Source organism: Shinella kummerowiae (assembly GCF_009827055.1).
In the GTDB taxonomy this organism is placed as follows: domain Bacteria; phylum Pseudomonadota; class Alphaproteobacteria; order Rhizobiales; family Rhizobiaceae; genus Shinella; species Shinella kummerowiae.
Genome location: NZ_WUMK01000004.1, coordinates 188,842 through 211,496, shown reverse-complemented (window position 1 = coordinate 211,496; position 22,655 = coordinate 188,842). Strand labels below are relative to the sequence as shown.

Here is a 22,655-nt window from a genome sequence, read left to right as displayed (position 1 = left end):
GAACGCCCTGGGGAACATCACGACCCCGAGGCGCTGGACGGGACTGTGAGAGATTTCTGAGCGCTTTCGTCGGCCTTCTCGCCCTCGTAGGTGCCCGTGCGCCAATCGTAGGTGCGGTGCCGTGACCAGGGGCGCTGGAGCGTTTCGACGGCAGGAACAAAACGGGCATCGGACAGGCCGGAATGCGCCTGCCCGACGACCGGTTGGATTTCCAGGGTGCCGGTTTTCCGCAAATGACGCGTCGTGATGAGGCGGGCACCGGAACGGCAGGCCTCCAGCCGGATTGCCACCGGCACGATGACGAGATCCGCCCCGTCGCAGGCCGTGCCGAGGAAGGCGAGGTCTTCCAGCGCCACGATGCGCCAGCCGCTGGGTGAAACGGCTGCGCAAAAGGCTTTTGCTTCGCAGATGAAGCCGTCGCGGGTGCGAGCCGTATCGAAGGCTGCGGTCATGGCTGCCTTGGCCTTCTCTCGGTCCGCTTCGCGACGGGGCCGCCTCTGCCGGGCAGTCGTGGCAGTATCCCGCTTCTCGGCATCCACTTTGTCGTCATCCACTTTGTCGGCATCCACCGTCAGGCCGGCCGTCCTGCGGATCTCCGGTTTCAGCAACCCCGCGAGGCGAAGGGCGCGCCGCCATTGTGCATAGATGAAATCCGGTGGCCGCGCGCGGTTGGTCGCGGCTTGTCCGTCCCGCAGGATAGCGACCAGTCGGCCATCTTCCGAGACGAGAACCTCCGGTCGTGTGCCTTGCCCCGACCAGCAGGCGACAAGGATGCCGCCGAGGACGAGAAGCGTGCCGGCATGGCGCAACCGGGTGCGCAAGATGCAGACGAGACCGCCGCCGATGCCGATGAGCAGGAAGGCGATCTCGGGGATGCGGCCCGTGACGATCTCGCCCTTCCAGCCTGCCACCCATGTCGAAAGCGCAATCATCCACTCTATACCCTTGCCCATGATCGCAAAGGGAATGGCATCGAGACCGAAGGGCATCAGCAGAACGGCGATGAGGCCGAAGGGCATGACGATGATGCTGATCACCGGCATGGCCAGCAGATTGCCGGCGAGCCCATAGGCCGGGATACGGTGAAAATGGCCGATGGAGTAGATCAGCGTCGCAAAGCCGCCGATCAGCGAGGAAAGGATCAGCCCGCCGAAGAAGCGGCCGGCCGCGCCACCGAACAGCGCAAACGGCCCTCCCCGGCTCTCGCGGTGGACCGGACGCTCGCGCCACGCGGCGTAGCCGGCGACAAGGCCCAGCGTTGCGGCGTAGGACATCTGAAAACCGGGATTTGTCACGGCAGAGGGCGTGACCAGCAGGATGAGGATTGCCGAGATTGCCACGTTGCGCAGACTGATGGCCGAACGCCCGAACAACACGGCGACGAGCATCACGCAGATCATGATCCACGATCGCACCGCGGAGATCGCACCGCCAGACACCAGAATGTAGAGCGTCACCATGACCAGGGCGCCGGCGGCCGCAAACTTTTTGGCCGGATAACGCTCGGCAAAACCCGGAACAAGCGCCATCAGCATGCGCGCGCCGACAAGGAAGGTCCCGGCGGCGAGCACCATATTCAATCCGGAAATGGCAAGCACATGGGCAAGGCCTGCCTGCCGCAGCGCTTCGACCGTTTCCTCTCCGATTGCCCGCTGTTCCGCGGTGACTAGGGCTGCGGCAATGGCCCCGGCATCGCCGCCGATGCGCCCGCGGATGTGCTCGGTGAGGTTGTTTCGCCACGCGGCGATCCGTTGCCGCATCCTGTCGTAGAGACCGGGTTCGCGCGCCGTCGTCGCGGTGGGCGCGCTGTAAAAATAACCGACCGCGCCCGTGCCGGCGAAATAGGCATCGAAGGTGAAATCGTTGAGCCCCGTCAATGCGGGGCCCGACGGTGGGCCAAGGCGCGCACGCCCCGTGATGCCGTCGCCGATGGCGATCGGCGCATGCCGGCTTCGGGCAAGCAGCGTCACCACATCGGGCGGGCGCTTCAAAGTGGGCTCGTGTGTGGTTTCGAGCGCAATGCGATAGCGGATTGCACCGCGATCATCGCTTTCGCGCGAGAGCACGCGTCCCCTTACCTCCGTCGTCACCGGCGTATCCAGGATGACGGTGCCAAGGAGGGTGGTCTCGGCGGCTGCAAGCAGCATGCCGAGCGGGATAAGGAAGGCGCCACCCGCCGCAAGTGCCACCAGGCTTTCGCGATGCCGAAGCCGCAAGGCGGGCCAGAGGGCCGCACAGGCGAGCAGGATCAGCGCATAGGGCGACGGATCCGACGCTGCGGAAAACCACAGTGCGGCACCCGCTCCGAGGAAGACGGGAACGAAAAGGAGGAAATGGCCATGCGCTCGCTCCTCGGCAAAAGCAGTCGCCAGCGTCTGCCGCCCGGCAAGGCGCGCATAGAGGCGGCTGGCGGCACGCAGGAGAAGGCGAACGACCGGGCGGCTTGGCGGTTCGAGCAGAGCGACCGGTTGGGGATCGGCCGCAGGCACGCCGCGCCAGGCATCAGCCTCGGACGCCGCCTGTTTTTCCGCGATGTCGATCCTGGCCATGACTCGGCCCCACCCGTTCCCCATGGCATTGTGCAATCGAATGGAGAAATCTTCAATCTGCAGTACATGTCGAAAGTGCTAAGCCAGGCATATGGGATGCGCCCTCCGCATCACGCAAAGCACTCTCAAAAGTTGCTTGCAACTTCATGGAAAGGGTAGATATTGCGTTGCCGGAAAGCCCTTTTCCGCAATGCACAATTTGCCTTTGGTATTGCTTGGCAGCATGGGGCAAATGGGTTAGCAAAACGAGCATGTTCATGGATACGGCACAGCTTCGTGCCGCCATTGGAAACAACGGAGGATCGTTATGACAGGAACTAGCGCGGGTGTGTCAGTCGGTGGCAAGACGGTGGACTTGCCGACGCGATCCGGTACCATCGGCCCCGATGTGATCGACATCGGTACGCTGTACAAGAATACCGGCACCTTCACCTACGATCCCGGCTTCACCTCCACCGCCTCGTGCGAATCGAAGATCACCTATATCGATGGCGACGAAGGTGTTCTGCTGCACCGCGGTTATCCGATCGAGCAGCTTGCCGAACACGGCGATTTCCTCGAAGCCTGCTACCTCTTGTTGTACGGTGAATTGCCGACCAAGACGCAGAAGGACGATTTCGACTACCGCGTCACGCACCACACCATGGTGCACGAGCAGATGTCGCGTTTCTTCACCGGCTTCCGTCGCGACGCCCATCCGATGGCTGTCATGTGTGGCTGTGTTGGCGCGCTGTCGGCCTTCTATCACGACTCGACCGACATCACCGATCCGCATCAGCGCATGGTTGCCTCGCTGCGCATGATCGCCAAGATGCCGACGATCGCCGCCATGGCCTACAAATACCACATCGGCCAGCCCTTCGTTTACCCGAAGAACGACCTCGACTACGCCTCGAACTTCCTGCGCATGTGTTTTGCCGTGCCGTGCGAAGAGTATGTGGCGAACCCGGTTCTGGCACGTGCCATGGACCGCATCTTCATCCTGCATGCCGATCACGAGCAGAACGCCTCGACCTCCACCGTGCGCCTCGCCGGCTCCTCGGGCGCCAACCCGTTCGCCTGCATCGCCGCCGGCATTGCCTGCCTCTGGGGCCCTGCCCATGGTGGCGCCAACGAAGCGGCGCTGAACATGCTCGCTGAAATCGGTTCGGTCGACCGCATTCCGGAATATGTCGCCCGCGCCAAGGACAAGAACGATCCGTTCCGCCTGATGGGCTTTGGCCACCGCGTCTACAAGAACTATGATCCGCGCGCGCGCATCATGCAGAGGACGACGCATGAGGTTCTCAACGAGCTCGGCATCAAGGACGATCCGATGCTGGAAGTCGCGATGGAACTCGAGCGCATCGCGCTGACCGACGAGTACTTCATCGAGAAGAAGCTCTACCCGAACATCGACTTCTACTCCGGCATCACGCTGAAGGCGCTGGGCTTCCCCACCACCATGTTCACCGTGCTCTTCGCGCTCGCCCGTACGGTCGGCTGGATCGCCCAGTGGAACGAGATGATCGAAGATCCGGAACAGCGCATCGGCCGCCCGCGCCAGCTCTATATCGGCGAACCGAAGCGTGATTACGTGCCGGTCTCCAAGCGCTGATAGCCAGACGATGAGATGAAAAAAGCCCGGTCAGTTCTGACCGGGCTTTTTTGTTGCGAGAAGATCGAGGATGACCGTAGCACCGGTTTCGCCGGGTGGGCGGATGGTTCGCATGCGTTCATGCACGAGGTCGTAGCCTTCCAGCATGGCGCGACGTTGGGCCGTATCGCAGGAAAGCCGCTCGAACCAGCGTGCGAGGCTGCCTGGGCGTACTTGCTCATTGAGATATTCCGGCACGACCGTGTAGTCGGCAATGAGGTTGGGGATCGCCGCGGTCCAGATTTTGATCTTGCGGAGAAAGAGATTGGCGACCCAGTCGAAGCGATAGGTGGAAACGACCGGGACACGGGCCAGCGCCAGTTCGAGAATGACGGTGCCTGAGGCCGCGATCGCCGCATCGGCCTCCGCGAAAGCCTGCCATTTTTCATCGGCCGAGACGGTGATGTGCGGCTTCACCGGCCAGTCCGCCGTCAATGTGCGCACCAGTGCTTCCTGGCGCGGCACGGTCGGCAGCACAAAGCGGGTGGCGGGATTGCGCGCGATCATCTCGCGCGCTGCCATGCCGAAGGCCGGCAGCAGGCGGGTAATCTCGGTTGCGCGGGAGCCGGGCAGCAGCAGGCAGACGCGCGCGCCGGAAGGCTGATCGTCCGTACGCTCCAGGCGTGCCGCGCGCACCCGTTGCACATCGGGATCGCTGATCAGCCGGTGGCCGACATAGGTCGTTGCCGGGCCGCCGAGGCGCTCCATGACGGCTGGCTCGAACGGCAGCAGCGCCAGGACATGATCGACATAGGCGCGCATGCGCGGCGCGCGCTCTTCCTTCCAGGCCCAGACGCTCGGGCAGACATAGTTGACCACCGGGAGGTCCGGTAGCGCCTTGCGGACACGGCGCGCCACGCGATGGGTGAAATCCGGGCTGTCGATGATGACAAGCACGTCCGGGCGCGCGGCGATGATCGCGTCCGCCGTCTGGCGGATGCGGCGCAGCAGCGACGGCAGGCGCTTCAGCACCTGCGATATGCCCATGATGGAGAGCTCGGAAAAGTCGAACAGGGAGGTGAGCCCCTGCCGCTCCAGCGCCTCGCCACCCACGCCGACAAGCTCGATCGAACCGCCATGGGCTTCCCGTAGGGCTGCTATCAGATCGCCACCGAGCAAATCGCCCGATACCTCGCCGGCGATCATGCCGACCTTCAGCGCGGGGTTGGTCATCGCTGTTTCTCCGTTCTTCCCGGCACGATGCCCGTCACGAAAAGGCCGTGTGCGTCGGCTTCCGCGACAAGCGCTTCCCGCTCCAGCACAAGCGAGCGTCCTGCCTCCACGGCGACACCGGCGAGGCCGGCGGCGCGGGCGCGCCGCAAAGTCTCGACACCGATCGATGGCAGGTCTGCCCTGAGATCCTGTTCCGGCTTGCAGAGCTTGACCAGAACTCCCTTGCGGCGGGTGGAGATGCGACCCGAGGCGCGCAGTTGCGCCACGCGCTCCAGCATCGCATCGGTGCCCTCCGCTCCTTCTAGCGCGACCACGCGGCCGCCAAGTGCGACGGCCCCCTGCCCTACGTCCAGTCGGCCAAGCGCCAGTGCGGCGGCGGCGGCGGCGGCGATGTCGGCTTCGGCCGCCGTATCCGGCGCGACAGCGCCAAGCGGGCCTTCGCTTCCCAGGAGGTCGGGCACGATGTCATGGGCGCCGACGACACGCACGCCTTCGCTTTCGATCAGGCGAATAACCATCTTAAGCACGGCATCGTCGCCACCCTTCAGCAGCGTGCGAACAACGGATGGAAGCGCCAGAAGCGCCTTGAACGGTGCATGGATGTCGCGCCATTCGGGGCGGCGGCGGACGGAGCCGGACAGCACCGCACGGCCGATTCCCCTGGCGCGGAACGCCGCGCCGATGCCGGCATAGTTGCCGATCGAGATCACCTGATGATCATAGCCGGACCAGTCGTCCGCGGACTCGTCGGTGAGCGCGAGAATATAGGGATTTTCGCCACGGGCGCGGGCCGCGTCGGCGACATAGCGTGGCAGGAGACCACCACCAGCGATAATAGCCAGCCGGTCACGTTGCGCGGGCCGGCCGTCCGTCATGCCACTCAGCCCTTGTTGCCCCGGTTGGGGGAAGACAGTGCACGATCACTGTCGGCGGCGATGAAGTCGAGAATGTGCATGACCGGTTCGCTGTCCGCATATTCGTCGCGGATCGCGGCGGCGTTGACACGGATGGAGCCTTCACCCTCGAAAATCTGCTTGAAGGCGCGACGGACTTGATGGATCGTCGCCTTCTCCATGCCGCTACGGCTCATGCCGACGACATTGAGTCCGCCCAGAAGGCCGGGATTGCCGTTCAGCATGCCATAGGGGATCACGTCGTAGGAGACGGCCGAAAGACCGCCGATGAACGCCTGGCGGCCAATGCGCGTGAACTGATGCACCGCGGAGCCGCCGCCGAGAATGACGCGATCCTCGATCGTGACATGGCCGGCAAGCATGACGTTGTTCGACATGACGATATGGCTGCCCAGAATGCAGTCGTGCGCCACATGGGAATTCGCGAGAAAAAGATTGTTGTCGCCGATGACAGTCTTGCCGCCACCTTCGGTCGTGCCCGTGTTGACGGTCACGCCTTCGCGGAAGGTGCACTTCTCGCCGACGGTAAGGGTGGTTTCCGCACCATCATGGTGCAGGCTCTGCGGATCGCCGCCGATCACGGCATTGGAAAAGACACGGCAGCCACGGCCGACAATCGTGCGGCCGGTGACGACTGCATGCGCGAGAAGTTCCACGCCATCGTGAAGAACGACCTTCGGTCCCACATAGCAAAAGGGCCCGACGACAACGTTCTCACCGATGACAGCGCCGTCCTCGATCACGGAAAGCGGATGGATCTTCGCGCTGGCGGCAATCATTTTCAGGCGTCTTCCTTTTTCACGATCATCGCGCCGATATCAGCTTCCGCGACCAGTTGCCCATCAACTTTTGCGTCGCAATGAAACTTCCAGATATTGCCGCGCTGCTTCTGCTTCGTGACGTGATATTCGACGCGGTCACCGGGCACGACAGGCTTGCGGAAGCGGGCATTGTCGATCGTCATGAAGTAGACGAGGTTGGTGCCGACACGCGATTTGCGGGCGCAGATAGCGCCGGCGGTCTGCGCCATGCCCTCGATCAGCAGCACGCCGGGCATGATCGGATGATCCGGGAAATGCCCCATGAAATGCGGCTCGTTGACCGTGACGTTCTTGATGCCGATCGCCGATTCGTCGCCGTCGATCTCGACGATCTTGTCGACGAGGAGGAAGGGATAGCGGTGGGGAAGCAGCGTCAAGATTTCCCGCAGGTCAGCCACGCCAAGCGTTGCCTTGGTCTCTTCACTCATCATTGCCCCCCTTTTTCTGGACTCGAGTACTGGAGCGCATGGCGATCTCCGCCATATCGCGCAGGAAATCACGCATGGGCCGCGCCGGAACGCCGCCATATTTTTCGCCAGGCGGAATGTCGGCGACGACACCGCTCATCGCGGCAATCTGCACGCCATCGCCAATGGTTATATGACCATTGATGCCCGATGCACCGCCGATCATGACGCCGTCGCCAATGCGGGTACTACCGGCGATGCCGACCTTGCTGACGATGCCGCAATGGCGACCGATGCGCACATTGTGACCGACCTGGACCTGGTTATCGATCTTGGTCCCCTCGCCGATCACCGTATCGTCCATCGTGCCGCGGTCGATCGTCGTGTTGGCGCCGATTTCCACATTGTCCTGGATGATGACGCGGCCGATCTGAACGATCTTGATCATGCCAGGCTTGAGGCCCGGCGCATAGCCGAACCCGTCCTGGCCGATGCGGGCGCCCGGATGGATGATGACATCGTTGCCGATCAGGGCGTACTGCACGGTCGCACCCGCAGCGATGCTGCAGTTGCGGCCGATCCTGACACCCGCGCCGATGATTGCCCCTGGGCCGATGCGCGTACCCTCGCCAATCTCGGCGCCCTTGCCGATGACGGCCATCGGCTCGACGGAAACATCGGCTTCGAGGCGCGCTTCTGGATCGACATAGGCCCCGGAGGCGATACCGGCCGGAGCAGAAATTATCACCTCCGGCCGCATGGCCGCAGGGTGCAGCATCTCACCGGCCCGCGCAAAAGCGGTGTGTGGGCGTGCGGAAACGAGAACGGCGATGTGAGGCGGAATGAGCGAAACGAACGAGCGGTCGCACAGGATCGCGCATGCCTCGCTGGTCGCGAGTTCATGGCGGAATTTACGGGAGAGAATGTAACAGAGATCGCCGCTCTTCGCCCGGTTTACCGGCGAAACACTCCGCACGATGCGGTCTGCATGCACAGCATCCATGAGTTCCGCCCCAAGCGCTATCGCCAGGTCGCCCAGACGAATGCCGTCGTGGGGCGGAAAAAACCAGTTATGTTCCATCACGCGATGACTCCAGAACGTCCGTTTTGCGCAGTTCTGGACTGCCCGTCTTAGAACTGGGTCGCGATGCCGAACTTGAAGCGCTGCGTCTCGTCGAAGTCTTCCTTCTTGACCGGGATCGCATAGTCGAAGCGCAGCGGACCGAACGGCGACGCCCAGATGATGGACGCGCCGACCGAAGCGCGCAGCGTCATGTCCGTGCCCTTGACCTTGTCGTCGATGCCAAACTGGTTGATCTTGACGTCGTTGCCGTAGACTGTGCCGGCATCGGCGAAGAATGCACCGCGGAAACCAGCGTCACGCGGCACGAACGGCAGCGGGAACGATGCTTCTGCAGAAGCCGTGAAGAAGGTCGTGCCGCCGAGCGCGTCGCCCGTCGAGGTTGCCCGCGGGCCGATACCAGCGGATTCGAAGCCGCGCAGGTCGCTTCCCGACAAGTTAAACTGGTCGTAGACCTTGGTGTCGCCAAAGCCCCACATGTGACCGCCACTGACCGCGATGGAGCCGATGACATCCGCATCTTCCAAAAGCATATGGTAGTAACGCGCCTTACCGGAAATCTTGTAGTATTCGGAATCTCCGCCGATCCCTGCAAACTCCTGCGTGACCTGGGCAAAAATACCGTCACGCGGCAGCGTACGATCATCAATCGTATCGAACGTCACGCTATGCGCGATTGCGGAACGCACCCAAGGACCATTGTTGACCACATCCCAGTACGGGCTGGACAATTCTTCTCTGTCATCCGGATCATCGAAGTCCAGCGAGGTCTTGTAGTCCAGCTTTGCATAGCTATAGCGGAAGGTGGTCGACAGGTCTTCCGTGATCGGAGCCGTCACACGCAGGTTGAAGCCGCGCGTATTCAGGTCGTAGAAGTCTTCGCTACGGTCTTCATCGCTGAAGATATCGAAACCTGCCGCCAGGCGATAACCAAGGAAATAAGGCTCCGTGAACGAAAGGTTGTAATTGCGGGAATTCTTGCCGGTCCCGGCGGCAACGCGAATATATTGGCCGCGACCAAGGAAGTTCTTCTCCTCAATCGAAGCCTCGAGCTTCACGCCGCCCTTGTCACCGGTTTCATAACCCGCGCCGATACCGAAGGAACCGGTCGACTGGTCCTGAACATCGACGACAACAACAACACGGTCGGCTTCGCTGCCGGGCGCCGTCGAAATGTTGACGGACGAGAAATAGCCGAGCGCTTCAAGGCGACGCTTCGCGCGCGAAATCACATCCTGGTTGAAGGCGTCACCTTCGCCGATATCGAACTCGCGACGAATGACATAGTCACGCGTGCGGGTATTGCCACGGATTTCAATACGCTCGACATAGGCGCGCTCGCCTTGATCGACCAGATAATCCACGGCAATCGTGCCGGTGCTCGGATCGCGGTTGCCGCGTGGCGTGACGCGGGCGAACGGATAGCCTTTCGCCGCGACCCGTTGGGAAATCTCGGACATCGTGCTCTGGACGTCCTTGGCACGGTACGTGTTGCCCGGACGGGATTCAACGAGCCCCTGCAGTTCTTGAGAATCAACACCATCGACAGTCGATTCGACGTTCATCTGACCGAAGTCATAGCGCTGACCTTCATCGACCGTAAAGGTGATGACATATTCGTTGCTTGCCTCATCGAGAACAGCCTCGGACGAAACGACGCGGAAGTCGGCATAACCATTGTTGAAGTAGAACTGGCGCAGCGTTTCTTCATCGGCGCGCAGCTTGTCCTGATTATAGACATCCTTGCGGGTCAGGAACGACAGGAAGTTCGACTTCTTGGTGATGATGACGGACTGCAGGCGGCTGTTGCTATAGGCCTGATTGCCGACGAAATTGATCTGCGAGATCTTCGTGCGATCCCCTTCGTCAACGACGAAAGCGAGGTTCACACGGCCGTTGCCAAGCGGATAGGTCTCCGTGGTGACGGTCGCGTCGCTACGGCCGATGCTCGCGTAGGCTTCGCGGATCGTCTGGATGTCCGCTTCGACGGAGGTCTGGCTGAACGGGCCAAGCGACTGCGAGCGAAGCTGCGGCAGAAGCTTGTCGTCCTTGATCTTGCGGTTGCCGTTGATGACGACCTGGTTGATCAGCTGGTTCTCGTTGACGGTGACGACGAGCGTGCTACCGGAAACGGTGATCTTCACATCGGAGAAGTAACCAGTGGCAAACAGCCGGCGCACGGAAGCGTCGATATCCGTGTTCGAGAAATTCTTGCCGGGGGTGATCGTGACGTTGGCTTTTACCGTATCAGCGCTGACACGATCGGCGCCGCGCACCTGAATGCTGCGGATGACGGCCGCTTCAGCGGCAGTCGCGGAGACAAGCGTGGCAAAAGAGCCGCCCGTGACTACCATACTGGCCGACAGTGCAACGGCCGACACGGCGTTCAAAAAGTTTGAACCAGCTTTCATCTTCACCACTTACCTTCGTTTCAACGTCCCGGCAGGCATACACCCGACTCCGGTCACGTTTGCCGTTTTAACCGCTTTTGCCATACAAGCAAGGTCACGCGTTAATTTCTGTTTACTTCAATTCAAACAGTGACCCTATGGCCACTAAATGCGTTTCATTACGGTAAACAGAGCCTTAGCAAGACTGCACGTCGGGCTGCGGCCCCCCTCAAATCCTCACCGGCCGCGCCGGCAAACTTTCAGCCAAGAAGCATCGATATGTCGTTCCAGGTCGCGAAGACCATCAGCATGAGCACCAGCGCCATGCCGATGCGAAATGCGATCTCCTGCGCCCCGGGTCCGACAGGTCTGCCCCGGATGGCCTCCACCGCATAGAACATCAGGTGGCCGCCATCAAGTACCGGAACCGGCATAAGGTTCAAAAGTCCAATGGAAACAGAGAGGACGGCGGCAAGCTGCAGCAATGCGGCAACACCGAGCGTCGCCATCTGGCCAGAAGCCTGCGCAACCCGGATAGGACCGCCGAGCTGATCGGCCTTCATGCGGCCGGTCACGAGATTCGACAGATAGTCGAACGTGCCTGTCACAATATGCCAGCTTTGCAGAACACCCTGCCCCACGGCTTCGATCGGACCATACTCGACGACCCGGAAATTGCCGGTCTCCTGGTTGGTGACGATGCCGATCTGGCCGAGTTCGATCTTGTTTCCGAACTGGTCGGTGATTTCGGCGCGCTTCGGCACCACCGGAAGATCGAGATCGGTGCCATCACGGCGGACGGTGACGGTGATCTTCAGCTCCGGACGCACGCTGACATAACGGCGCACGTCATCGAACGTCGCCACGGGGCGGCCATCGAGCGCGACGAGCAGGTCGCCGGGCAGGACGCCGGCTTCTTCCGCCGCACTGCCGGGACGCACTTCGGCGACGATCGGGTCGGCAACCTGCCGGCCATAGATGACGAACATCACGGCAAAGATGGCAATGGCGAGCACGAAATTGGCGATTGGTCCGGCGGCGACAGTCACCGCCCTTTTCCAAAGGGCTGCGCCGAGGAACGTGCGTGCGCGAACGGATTCAGGCAGCGCTGCAACGGAGTTGTAATCCGGAATGGAGGCAGGATCATCATCGCCCAGGAACTTCACGTAGCCGCCGAGCGGAATCGCGGAAAGCTTCCAGCGTGTGCCATGCCGGTCGTTAAAGCCGAAAATCTCGGGACCAAAGCCGACGGAGAAGGCTGTGATGCCGATACCCGACCAGCGGCCCGCGAGATAGTGACCCATCTCGTGCACGAAGACGATGAGTGTCAGCACGACCAGGAAGGGAATGATATAGCCCGTCACAAAGCCAACGGAGCCGGCCAGCATTTCCATGATCCCAATCCTTAAGTCTTCGCGATTACGGGCCGAAAAGAAACACGCCGGCTGGCGCGTTTGCGGCACCTGACACGAGCGCGTCGCCAAGCGCAATGAGGAACGCGGCGAAGCAGGCAAAAACAAGGCCGTCGACCCGGTCCATAACGCCACCATGTCCCGGAATGAGGCGGCTCGAGTCCTTCACGCCGAATCGGCGCTTGATAAAGGATTCGAACAGGTCGCCCACCTGGCTGAAGACCGAGAGCACGAACGCAATCATCGGTATCCAGAGCCCATTCAGCGGGAAGAAGATCATATGGACCAATGTGCCGGCGATGACGGCCGAGATGGCCCCGCCGATGGCCCCGGACCAGGTCTTGCCCGGCGAGATCGGCGGCGCAAGTTTCGGTCCGCCGATCGCGCGCCCGATGAAATAGGCAAGGATGTCCGTCGCCCAGACGACGGCAAAGATGAAGACCATCGCCGCAAAGCCGTTCGCCGTGTCGCCACGGATCGCCGCAAGCGAGATCACCGTCAGGCCGGCATAGCCGATGCCGCCGGCAAGCCAGCCGCTGCCCTTGAGGGCCAAGGCATAGACGACGCCGATCAAGGTGGCGCCGATCAGCACCGGCAACGCGAATTCATCGATGCCGAAGACGACGAGCAGCGCGATGATGCCGACCGAGAACCAGCCGAAGGCATTGGCGCGGAAATCCGTCTCGGGCATGCGGGTGATCGTCGACCACTCGTAATAGACGAGAAGCCCGATGGCCGAGGCCAGCAGACGGAAGGTAAAGCCGCCGAACCAGGTCGCGGCAAGCACGACAATAGCCAGCACGATGCCGGAAAGGATGCGCAGGCGCAGTTCAGTCTGCATCAGGAGCCCACCGCAAGGGTCTTCGTCGCCTGCAAGCCGCCGAACCGGCGCTCGCGTGCGGAATAGCGCGACAGGGCATCGAGAAAGGTCTCGCGCGAAAAATCCGGCCAGAAATCGGGAATGAACATCAGCTCGGCATAGGCCCCCTGCCAGAGCAGAAAATTCGACAGCCGCTCCTCCCCGCTAGTGCGGATGATGAGGTCGGGGTCGGGAATGCCGGCGGTATCGAGCGAGGCGCCGATACGCTCCGGCGTGATGTCGCGCGGATCAAGACGCCCGGCGACCACGTCAGCGGCGAGTGTTTGCATGGCGCGGGCGATTTCGTCACGCGCGCCGTAGTTGAAGGCGATCACCAGCGTCGTGCCAGTATTGTTCCGGGTCGTATCCTCTGCCTCCAGAAGGAGCGGCAGGATGTCGCTGGCGAGGTTCGTCCGGTCGCCGATGATGCGGATACGCACGTTCTGCCGGTGCAGCACCGCGAGGTCGCGCCGGATGAAGGTCTTCAGGAGGCCCATCAGGTCGGAGACCTCGCTCTGCGGCCGGCTCCAGTTTTCCGAAGAGAAGGCGAAGAGCGTCAGGTAGGAAACGCCACACTCGGTGGCTGTCCGCACGGCTTCGCGCACGGCCTCGACGCCCTTGCGATGACCCATCGCGCGCGGCAGGCCCCGCGCATTCGCCCAGCGCCCATTGCCATCCATGATGATGGCGACGTGGGCCGGTACGGTGCTGGGCGAAAGCTGGTTCATGAGCAATCCGAAAAAGAGAAATGAATGCAGGTGGCGAACGCCCTAAACCTGCATGATTTCCTTTTCCTTCTCGGCAAGCAAGCGATCGACGTCCAAAATCGTCTCGTCCGTCATCTTCTGCACCTTTTCGGATTGGGCGCGGCTCAGGTCCTGGCCGATATCGCCGTCCTTTTCGGCTTTCTTAAGGTCGTCCATGCCGTCGCGGCGCACATGGCGGATCGCGACCTTCGCCTTTTCGGCATAGTCGTGGGCGACCTTGACGAGCGACTTGCGGCGCTCTTCGTTGAGTTCCGGCAGCGGAATGCGCAGGTTCTGGCCGTCGATGATCGGGTTGAGGCCGAGATTCGATTCGCGGATACCGCGCTCGACGGCGCCGACCATGCCCTTGTCCCAGACGGACACCGACAGCATGCGCGGCTCGGGAACGGAAATGTTGGCGACCTGGTTCAGCGGCACGCGCGAACCATAGGCTTCGACCTGCACCGGATCGAGCACGTTGGCCGAGGCGCGGCCGGTGCGCAGCGAGGCGATGTCGTTCTTGTAAGCGGAAATCGCACCGTCCATGCGGCGCTTCAGTTCCTTAAGGTCAATACCTTCACTCATCGGAATACTCCCGTTTTCATAAAGCGGCCACACGCATCCAGCGTGCGCCGACTGAGAATCAGTTGTCGGTTACGATGGTACCGCGTCCGCCACCGGTCAATATTTCGGCAAAGCCGCTCTTTTCATGGATGGAGAAGACGATGATCGGAATGTGGTTTTCGCGCGCCAGCGCAACGGCGGCGACGTCCATCACGGCAAGGCCCTTTTCCAGCACTTCGCTGTGCGTCAGGCGGTCGAAGCGGGTGGCGTGCGGATCCTTCTTCGGGTCGGCGGAATAGATGCCGTCGACCTGTGTGCCTTTGAAGATCGCCTCGGCGCCCATTTCGGCGGCGCGCAAAGCTGCGGCCGAATCGGTCGTGAAGAACGGGTTGCCGGTTCCACCGGCAAAGATCACCACGCGGCCGAGCGACAGGTGGTAGAGCGTCGCGCGTTGCGAGAAGCTTTCACAGATTTCCGGCATGGCGATTGCCGAGAGGACGACGGTGTCGATGTCGAGCTTGCGCAGCGAGGTTGCGAGCGCCAGCGCGTTGATGACGGTCGCCAGCATGCCCATATGGTCGCCGGTCACCCGGTCGCCGCCCTTCGATGCGACGGCCACACCGCGGAAGATATTGCCGCCACCGACGACGACACCGACCTCAACGCCGAGTGCGCGGGCTTCCGCGATGTCGGAGGCAATGCGATCGGCGACCGCGACATCGATGCCGAAACCTTGCGATCCCATCAGCGCCTCACCGGAGGCTTTCAGCAGAACACGTTTGTAGATTGGCTTGGCCGTCATGGTCGCTCCTGAACTCGTGGGCCTGCTCTCCCGATCCGGCAGCCGGGCAGAACCGGGGGGCGGTCCTGCAAAGGGCAGCCCTCGCCGCAGAGAAATTTCGGGGCAGGCATTTCGGCAAGCCGGATACACGAAGGGCGCCGCGTTGTCACGCGGCGCCCGGTTCTTTTCCCAATCAGGCCATTCTTTTCCCAAGCGGGAATGAAAAATCAGCCCTTGGCGACGGCTGCGACTTCGGCCGCGAAGTCCGTCGCTTCCTTTTCGACGCCTTCGCCGAGCAGCAGACGGGCCATGCCGACGACTTCGATCGGAGCGCCGACCGTCTTTTCAGCTTCCTTGACGGCAGCGCCGACGGTCACTTCCGGGTTCATGACGAAGGCCTGCGACAGCAGGGCGACTTCCTCGAAGAACTTGCGCATGCGGCCTTCAACCATCTTCTCGATGATGTTGTCCGGCTTGCCGGACGCGCGCGACTGCTCGATGAAGACGTTGCGTTCGCGCTCGGCGACAGCGGCATCGACTTCTTCCGAACGGATGGCGAGCGGGTTGGTGGCGGCAACGTGCATGGCGACCTGGCGGCCGATGGCGTTGAGCGCTTCCTTGTCGCCGGTCGACTTCAGCGCGACCAGCACGCCGAGCTTGCCGAGGCCGTCAGCAACCGCATTGTGGATGTAGGTCGCGACGACGCCGTCTTCGACCGACAGCAGCGTTGCGCGGCGCAGGTTCATGTTCTCGCCGATCGTGGCGATCGCGTCGGTGATGGTCTCGTGAACCGACTTGCCGGTTGCCGGGTAGTTGGCAGCCGAGATCGCCTCGACGGAACCGTCGGTGCCAAGCGCCACGCCGGCAACGCCGCGAACGAGATCCTGGAAGGCATCGTTGCGAGCGACAAAGTCGGTTTCGGAGTTGATTTCGAGGACGACAGCCTTGGTACCGGCGCTGGCGATGCCGATCAGGCCCTCAGCGGCGGTGCGGCCGGACTTCTTGTCGGCCTTGGCGATGCCCTTGGCGCGCAGCCAGTCGATTGCTGCTTCGATGTCGCCGTTGTTTTCCGTCAGCGCCTTCTTGCAGTCCATCATGCCTGCGCCGGACTTTTCGCGCAGTTCCTTCACCAGTGCAGCGGTGATTTCAGCCATTGTGAGCCTCTTGTCGGTTGTTGCGTGCCGCCGGAAAACCTCGGCGAACTCAAGGTTTTGGGAACGAATGTACCCGGAAATGTGACAGGGTGATGAAGATCACCGCGACCTGCCGCCTCAGCTAGGCCCTTCGGACCGTGGGCAGACAAGGTCTTTAAACAAGCCGAGGCCAGGGATCGTCTCTCTGGCCTCGGTTGAATCGGGAAAGCAGGAGCGAATGTTTCGCTCCGACCCTGGCCTTATGCTTCGGCTTCTGCTTCGAGCGCCGGCTCGACCGGAACTTCAGCGGAGGCGCCGAGATCGCGGCCAGAAGCGCCCTGCTGACGTGCGATGCCGTCGATGGCAGCGCGTGCGATCAGGTCGCAGTACAGCGCGATGGCGCGCGAGGCGTCGTCGTTGCCGGGGATCGGGAAGTCGATCGGGTCCGGATCGCAGTTGGAGTCGATGATGGCAACGACCGGAATGCCGAGACGCTTGGCTTCCTGGATGGCGATCGATTCCTTGTTGGTATCGATGATGAACATCAGGTCCGGCGTGCCACCCATGTCGCGGATACCGCCGAGAGCCTTTTCAAGCTTTTCGCGTTCGCGCTCGAGGGTCAGGCGCTCCTTCTTCGAATAGCCGGAGCCTTCCGAAGCGAGGATCTCGTCGAGCTTGCGCAGGCGCTGGATCGAGTTGGAGATGGTCTTCCAGTTCGTCAGCATGCCGCCGAGCCAGCGGGCGTTGACGTAGTACTGGGCCGAACGCTTGGCAGCGTCAGCGATGATGTCGGACGCCTGGCGCTTGGTGCCGACGAACAGAACGCGGCCGCCGCCGGCGACGGTGTCGGACACGACCTGAAGGGCGCGCGACAGCATCGGAACGGTCTGTGCCAGGTCGATGATGTGAACGTTGTTACGATCGCCGAAGATGTACGGCTTCATCTTCGGGTTCCAGCGGTGGGTCTGGTGGCCGAAGTGAATACCAGCTTCCAGAAGCTGGCGCATAGAGAAATCGGGCAATGCCATGCCTTTTTATCCTTTTCCGGTTGAACCTCCGCAAGGCGAACAGCATCCCCTTGGGGAATGCCACCGGGCGGAACAGTCCGGATTTCTCCCGGACAATCCCATGCCTTACGTGTGGAATGGCTGCCCCATACCCCCAGTCTCCCGGTAAATCAAGGGCAACCAGCAAAAAAGACGGTGGAAGGGTGCTTACTTGCACTCCTGCTGCTTGAACATTTCCAGCTTGGCGAGCTTGCCGGTCAGCACGAACTCGCCATAGTCCATGGTCAGGTCGCGGGTGATGCCGTTCTCGTAAAGCTTGAAGGACATGCGGTAGACCGGCAGCGCGTCGCCTTCGCTGGTGTCATTATAATAGGCGATCGAGACCGGCCAGAAGGCCTGCTTCGAGAATGTGCCCGCCTTGTCGGCATCCGGATCGCCGGCCTTGGGCGTGTCCTTCTTGCCGACGACCGTCGTGGTCATCAGCGTCTTGTCGCCGGCATCCGAGCCGTCGAACAGGCGCGATTCGAAGAAGCGTTTGCCCTTCTTGGCGCTATCGATGACGTCCAGCATGTGCTCGGTCGGGAAGCGGCTGGCGGCGAGTTCCACCTGGCGTGTGTCCGGCGCCGTCAGGTCGACGCTGACGCCGTTCTTGTCCTCGCGGGCGGAGCCTCGCACTTCCTTGTCCAGCTTCTCATCGGTGAACGAGCGCGTGAGGAAGCGGAAGCTGCCGCTCTTCAGGTCCTCGTAGGTCGTCGTCTGCTGGTCGGTGAGCCGCGTTTCCTCGCCGGTATTGACCTGGGTGACGAAACGGAAGCTCACGGTATAGCCGTCGCAGGGGCTGCCGTTGAACTCATAGACCATGCGGCCATACATGCCGGCGATGCCCGAGCGCTCGGTCGCATCCTTAAGCTGGAGGTCGTAGACGGCACGGTGCGGCGCAAGCCCCGTCGCCGGTGTGGCAAAGGCGCTCGTGATGCCGCTGCCGGCGATGCATGCCCCGGCCATGGCGGCCGCGACAAAGGCTGAACGAAACATCCGTTTCCTCCTGTTGAAGTCGGTCGCGATGTTATAAGAACTCTTCCGGCAAAAGCGAGGCAATATGCGCGCCACGCCCCATTCATTTCGATATCGCGACGGCAGGCCGCAGCGATATCCCAAACAGGCCAACAACGGAGACCGGCATGTCCGCTGAAATCGAGAAACGCGTCAAGGAACTGGGCTACGACATTCCCGTAGCGGCGGCCCCGGCAGCGAACTATGTGCCCTTCGTCATCAGCGGCAACGTGCTTCACATTTCCGGCCAGTTGCCGATGCTCGACGGCAAGCTCGCCGTGACCGGTCACGTCGGCAAGGACGTCGATGTCGCCGGTGCCCAGAAGGCGGCCGAACTCTGCGCGCTTGGCCTCCTTGCCCAGGCCAAGGCCGCACTCGGCGACCTGTCGCGCATCAAGCGCATCATCAAGATCAACGGTTTCGTCGCCTCGACGCCGGACTTTGTCGAACAGCATCTGGTGCTGAACGGCGCGTCCAACTTCCTCGTCGGCGCGCTCGGCGAGGCCGGCAAACACGCCCGCGCCGCGGTCGGCATGGCGGCCCTTCCCCTCAATGCCGCCGTCGAAATCGACGCCATCATGGAAATTGCCTGATGCAGAAATTCAACTGGCTGACCGAGAGGCCGATTGCCCATCGCGGCTATCACGACCTCAACCGGACCGTCTGGGAAAACACGTTGTCCGCCTTCGCGCGTGCCTCCGATGCCGGCTTTGCCATCGAATGCGACCTGCAATATGCGGCCGATGCCATTCCCGTCGTCTTCCATGACGACGACCTGAAGCGGCTCTGCGGCATCGAGGGTGACGTGCGTGCACGCACGGCCGGCGAACTCGGCCTGCTGCCGATCGGCGGCACGGCAGATCGCGTGCCGACGCTGAAGCAGCTTCTCCATCTCGTGAAGGGCCGCGTGCCGCTCGTTCTGGAGCTCAAGGGCCGCAAGGGCGACGACGAGGGCTTCGCCATGGCCGTGCTCGATGCGATCGAGGATTATGAAGGCCCCGTCGCGCTGATGAGCTTCGACCAATGGCTGTTGAAGGATCTGACGGAAATCGGCACGACCCGCCCCGTCGGCCTGACGGCGGAAGGCGTGCGGCCGGAGAATTTTGCCGTGCACGAGGCCGCCATGCAGCTCGGGCTTGATTTCATCTCCTATTACTACGGCCACCTGCCGAACGATTTCATCAGCCGGCAGCGCGATCTCGGCAAGCAGATCATCACCTGGACGGTGCGCGACGACGAGGCGCGCACGATCACGGCCCTCAACGCGGACCAGATGACCTTCGAAGGGTTTGATCCGCGCGAGGCCTTGACGGCTTGAGTATGGCCGGGTCGGTGCGCATCCGCGTCGAAACGAGCTTCGCCGACATTCCGGCGAACGACTGGGGGCGCCTCGCCGGCGCCTCCATAGACGAGACGTCGACGCCGTACAATCCCTTCGTCAGCCACGCCTTCCTGTCCTCGCTCGAGGAATCGGGCTGTGCCATTGCCGAAACGGGCTGGCTCGGCCAGCACCTTCTCCTGGAGGGGGACGACGGCGCCATTCTCGGCGCCCTGCCCGTCTATCTCAAGAACCACAGCCAGGGCGAATATGTCTTCGACCATGGCTGGGCCGATGCTTTCGAGCGCGCCGGCGGGAGCTATTATCCCAAACTGCAGGCCGCCATCCCCTTCACGCCGGCCACCGGCCCGCGCCTGTTGCACCGCGCCGACCAACCGGTTGTCGCGACACAGGCGGCACTTGCCGAGGGTTTGAAGGAACTGTGCAAACGCCACGGCGTGTCATCCGCACACGTGACCTTCGTGCCGGAAAAGGAAATGCCGGTCTTCGAGGCGTCCGGCTACCTGCACCGCACGGACCAGCAATTCCACTTCATCAATGCCGGTTACGGCTCGCACGAGGATTTTCTCGAAACGCTCGCCTCGCGCAAACGTAAAGCCCTGAAGAAGGAGCGCCGCGCGGCGCTGGAACACGGCATCGAAATCGACTGGCTGACGGGCAAGGACCTGACCGAAGCGATCTGGGACCAGTTCTTCACCTTCTACATGGACACCGGCAGTCGCAAATGGGGGCGGCCTTATCTCAACCGTGCATTCTACCGCCTGATCGGCGAGCGCATGGCCGACGATATCCTGCTCATCATGGCCCGGCGCAACGGTCGTTACATCGCCGGTGCGATCAATTTCATCGGCGGCGATACGCTCTATGGCCGGCACTGGGGCTGCATCGAGGACCACCCCTTCCTGCATTTCGAGGTCTGCTACCACCAGGCGATCGATTTCGCCATCGCCAAGGGGCTGGCGCGCGTCGAGGCCGGCGCGCAGGGCGAACACAAGCTGGCGCGCGGCTATCTGCCGGCCACCGTCCACTCTGCCCACTACTTAACCCATCCAGGCCTCCGGCGCGCCGTCGCGGACTATCTTGAGCGCGAGCGTCGCGATGTCGAGATGACGGGGGAATATCTTGCCGAACACGGCCCCTTCCGCCGCGGCGAACCGAACGACACAGACTGAGCACTATCGGGAGACGAGCATGAGCTACGACACCAACAACATCTTCGCAAAGATCCTGCGCGGCGAAATCCCTTCGCACCGCGTCTACGAGGACGACCACGCGATAGCCTTCATGGACGTGATGCCGCAGGCGAACGGCCATACGCTCGTCATCCCCAAGGCGCCGTCGCGCAACATCCTCGATGCCGACCCGGAAACGCTCTCGCGCCTGATGCCGGTGGTGCAGAAGGTAGCGGTCGCGGTAAAGGCGGCGTTCGAGGCGGATGGCGTGACGGTCGTCCAGTTCAACGAACCGGCCGCCGGCCAGACCGTCTATCACCTGCATTTCCACGTCATCCCGCGCAACGAGGGCGTGGCGCTGAAGCCGCATTCCGGCACGATGGAAGACCAGGGCGTGCTGGCTGCGAATGCGGAAAAGCTGAAAAAGGCGCTGTCGGAATAAGCGCCCCTCCGATCAGGCGCCTGTGATGGCGAGCCCCGCGGCCAGGAAGGCTATGGCCGCGGCTATGCCCAGGATCTGTCGGAAACGGCCGCCGAAAAAGAAGCAGACGGCCCCGAAAACCACCGCGCCGAGCCGCAGCCAGAGCGGCGAGGTTTCGAGCGTTCCGGTCGGGAAGAAGATCAGCTTGGCGATGACGGCGGCCACGAGCGCGGTCGCCACCGCCCTCACCCAGTTCAGCACTTCCGATGTCTCGTCGATGCGGTTGCCGGCAAGTACGCCGGCCCAGCGCCACAGATCCGTCGCAAGCCAGCCGGCGATGGCGATGTAGATATAGGGCCAGAGGCCGTCGAAGCTCATCGGCCGGCCTCCCTCTGGCGCAACCACCGTTCCCCCCACCAGGCGACCGTTCCGCCGATGACGCCGGCAAGCAGGATGTCGTATTCCGGAGCGATCACCGCAAAGACGTAGCCGAGCGCAAGGCCGATGCCGAGCGCCCAGTAGATCACGCGATGGCGGGCGGAAATCCAGATCGAGGTGAGGAAATAGACCGGCGTCAGGAAGAACAGGCAGCCTGAAACGATGGGCGGGAATTCCGAAACGGCACCGTAGACGAGGCCGACCAGGATGATGTTGGCGACCGTCAGGGTGATGCCGAAGCCGGCGAAGAAGGCGACGCGGCCCTCCCGTGGCACGGTGCGCACATGCTCCATTGCGAAGACCCAGGCGGTGATCGCCACGAAATGCGAGATGATCAGCAACAGCCAGGTGGGCGTGCGGCGGTCGCGGATTTCCGGGATCAGCGCAGCGACCATCGGCATCATGCGCACGGAAGACAGCGTCACGGCGATGAACGCGGCAGCGATGTGCGCGCCCGACAGCATCGACCCGACGAGGATCACTTTCGCCGGCAGCGCCCAGACCATGCCGGTCATGAACATCACCTGCTCGACCGGAATTTTCGCCTCCGCCGTGAAAGCGGCAAAGCCGACGAAGGACAGCATCAGGATGATCGCCGGCAGGCTGAAAATGCCGCGCATGCCGAGCAGAAACCAGTGCATCTGGGATTGGGGTTCTGGCGCGGTCTCGGCAGTCATCCACTCTCTCGGGCGGGTCTCGGATCTTCAACAAAAAGAAAGCCGGGCAGTCTCCTGCCCGGCCTGTATGATTTGTAAAGCC

At 62.4% G+C, this 22,655-nt stretch carries 22 protein-coding genes; 5 read left to right on the top strand and 17 right to left on the bottom strand.

What is annotated here, in order from left to right:
* Window positions 1-17: 17 nt before the first annotated feature.
* Window positions 18-2,549, bottom strand: coding sequence for a ComEC/Rec2 family competence protein (locus GR138_RS11860; RefSeq protein WP_160859465.1), 2,532 nt, complete (start codon window positions 2,547-2,549; stop codon window positions 18-20).
* A 307-nt stretch (window positions 2,550-2,856) separates the two neighbouring features.
* On the opposite strand from GR138_RS11860, the gene gltA reads away from it, so the two are divergent.
* On the top strand, window positions 2,857-4,146 hold the full coding sequence (gltA, locus tag GR138_RS11855; protein ID WP_160859464.1) for a citrate synthase: 1,290 nt from the start codon (window positions 2,857-2,859) through the stop codon (window positions 4,144-4,146).
* A 30-nt stretch (window positions 4,147-4,176) separates the two neighbouring features.
* On the opposite strand, the gene lpxB is transcribed toward gltA, so the two are convergent.
* From lpxB to GR138_RS11785, 14 genes are all read right to left on the bottom strand, one after another.
* On the bottom strand, window positions 4,177-5,358 hold the full coding sequence (gene lpxB, locus GR138_RS11850) for a lipid-A-disaccharide synthase (RefSeq protein WP_160859463.1): 1,182 nt from the start codon (window positions 5,356-5,358) through the stop codon (window positions 4,177-4,179).
* Window positions 5,355-6,233, bottom strand: coding sequence for an LpxI family protein (locus GR138_RS11845; RefSeq protein ID WP_160859462.1), 879 nt, complete (start codon window positions 6,231-6,233; stop codon window positions 5,355-5,357). The genes lpxB and GR138_RS11845 overlap by 4 nt, the downstream gene beginning before the upstream one ends.
* 5 nt (window positions 6,234-6,238) lie before the next feature.
* Window positions 6,239-7,057, bottom strand: a complete 819-nt coding sequence (gene lpxA / locus GR138_RS11840) for an acyl-ACP--UDP-N-acetylglucosamine O-acyltransferase (RefSeq protein WP_160859802.1) — start codon at window positions 7,055-7,057, stop codon at window positions 6,239-6,241.
* A complete protein-coding gene (gene fabZ, locus GR138_RS11835) occupies window positions 7,054-7,521 on the bottom strand; it encodes a 3-hydroxyacyl-ACP dehydratase FabZ (protein WP_160859461.1) in 468 nt (155 codons plus the stop codon). Before fabZ ends, lpxA begins: the two co-directional genes overlap by 4 nt.
* Complete coding sequence (gene lpxD / locus GR138_RS11830) at window positions 7,514-8,581, bottom strand: UDP-3-O-(3-hydroxymyristoyl)glucosamine N-acyltransferase (RefSeq protein ID WP_160859801.1); 1,068 nt, start codon at window positions 8,579-8,581, stop codon at window positions 7,514-7,516. The genes fabZ and lpxD overlap by 8 nt, the downstream gene beginning before the upstream one ends.
* 50 nt (window positions 8,582-8,631) lie before the next feature.
* Window positions 8,632-10,992, bottom strand: coding sequence for an outer membrane protein assembly factor BamA (gene bamA, locus GR138_RS11825; RefSeq protein ID WP_160859460.1), 2,361 nt, complete (start codon window positions 10,990-10,992; stop codon window positions 8,632-8,634).
* A gap of 239 nt (window positions 10,993-11,231) precedes the next feature.
* On the bottom strand, window positions 11,232-12,365 hold the full coding sequence (rseP, locus tag GR138_RS11820; RefSeq protein WP_160859459.1) for an RIP metalloprotease RseP: 1,134 nt from the start codon (window positions 12,363-12,365) through the stop codon (window positions 11,232-11,234).
* Between the two features lie 25 nt (window positions 12,366-12,390).
* The gene (locus GR138_RS11815) at window positions 12,391-13,224 is read right to left on the bottom strand and encodes a phosphatidate cytidylyltransferase (RefSeq protein WP_160859458.1); all 834 of its coding nucleotides are present in this window, start codon (window positions 13,222-13,224) and stop codon (window positions 12,391-12,393) included.
* Entirely contained in the window at window positions 13,224-13,970 is a 747-nt protein-coding gene (locus GR138_RS11810; RefSeq protein WP_160859457.1) for an isoprenyl transferase, read from the bottom strand. The genes GR138_RS11815 and GR138_RS11810 overlap by 1 nt, the downstream gene beginning before the upstream one ends.
* Window positions 13,971-14,012: 42 nt before the next feature.
* Window positions 14,013-14,573 (bottom strand): ribosome recycling factor, encoded by a 561-nt coding sequence (gene frr, locus GR138_RS11805; protein ID WP_160859456.1) that lies wholly within the window; start codon window positions 14,571-14,573, stop codon window positions 14,013-14,015.
* Window positions 14,574-14,631: 58 nt separating this feature from the next.
* Entirely contained in the window at window positions 14,632-15,354 is a 723-nt protein-coding gene (pyrH, locus tag GR138_RS11800; RefSeq protein WP_069058826.1) for a UMP kinase, read from the bottom strand.
* Between the two features lie 206 nt (window positions 15,355-15,560).
* Entirely contained in the window at window positions 15,561-16,487 is a 927-nt protein-coding gene (gene tsf / locus GR138_RS11795) for a translation elongation factor Ts (protein ID WP_160859455.1), read from the bottom strand.
* Between the two features lie 239 nt (window positions 16,488-16,726).
* Window positions 16,727-17,494, bottom strand: a complete 768-nt coding sequence (gene rpsB / locus GR138_RS11790; RefSeq protein WP_160859454.1) for a 30S ribosomal protein S2 — start codon at window positions 17,492-17,494, stop codon at window positions 16,727-16,729.
* A 186-nt stretch (window positions 17,495-17,680) separates the two neighbouring features.
* Window positions 17,681-18,508: a cell envelope integrity EipB family protein gene (locus tag GR138_RS11785; RefSeq protein WP_160859453.1), complete on the bottom strand. Its 828-nt coding sequence runs from the start codon at window positions 18,506-18,508 to the stop codon at window positions 17,681-17,683.
* A gap of 146 nt (window positions 18,509-18,654) precedes the next feature.
* Here GR138_RS11785 and GR138_RS11780 point away from each other — a divergent pair, with 146 nt between their 5' ends.
* The 4 genes from GR138_RS11780 to GR138_RS11765 are packed head-to-tail and all read left to right on the top strand — an operon-like array spanning window position 18,655 to window position 21,479.
* Window positions 18,655-19,119, top strand: a complete 465-nt coding sequence (locus GR138_RS11780) for a RidA family protein (protein ID WP_160859452.1) — start codon at window positions 18,655-18,657, stop codon at window positions 19,117-19,119.
* Window positions 19,119-19,844 (top strand): glycerophosphodiester phosphodiesterase, encoded by a 726-nt coding sequence (locus tag GR138_RS11775; protein WP_160859451.1) that lies wholly within the window; start codon window positions 19,119-19,121, stop codon window positions 19,842-19,844. Before GR138_RS11780 ends, GR138_RS11775 begins: the two co-directional genes overlap by 1 nt.
* A gap of 2 nt (window positions 19,845-19,846) precedes the next feature.
* A complete protein-coding gene (locus GR138_RS11770) occupies window positions 19,847-21,037 on the top strand; it encodes a GNAT family N-acetyltransferase (protein WP_160859800.1) in 1,191 nt (396 codons plus the stop codon).
* 19 nt (window positions 21,038-21,056) lie between these two features.
* Window positions 21,057-21,479 (top strand): HIT family protein, encoded by a 423-nt coding sequence (locus tag GR138_RS11765; RefSeq protein WP_160859450.1) that lies wholly within the window; start codon window positions 21,057-21,059, stop codon window positions 21,477-21,479.
* A 12-nt stretch (window positions 21,480-21,491) separates the two neighbouring features.
* Here the strand turns inward: GR138_RS11765 and GR138_RS11760 are convergent, their stop codons facing one another.
* Both GR138_RS11760 and GR138_RS11755 read right to left on the bottom strand, forming a co-directional pair.
* Window positions 21,492-21,836 carry an AzlD domain-containing protein gene (locus tag GR138_RS11760; RefSeq protein WP_160859449.1) on the bottom strand — a complete coding sequence of 115 codons (345 nt, stop codon included), beginning with the start codon at window positions 21,834-21,836 and terminating at the stop codon, window positions 21,492-21,494.
* Window positions 21,833-22,573: an AzlC family ABC transporter permease gene (locus GR138_RS11755; RefSeq protein WP_160859448.1), complete on the bottom strand. Its 741-nt coding sequence runs from the start codon at window positions 22,571-22,573 to the stop codon at window positions 21,833-21,835. The genes GR138_RS11760 and GR138_RS11755 overlap by 4 nt, the downstream gene beginning before the upstream one ends.
* Window positions 22,574-22,655: the final 82 nt, after the last annotated feature.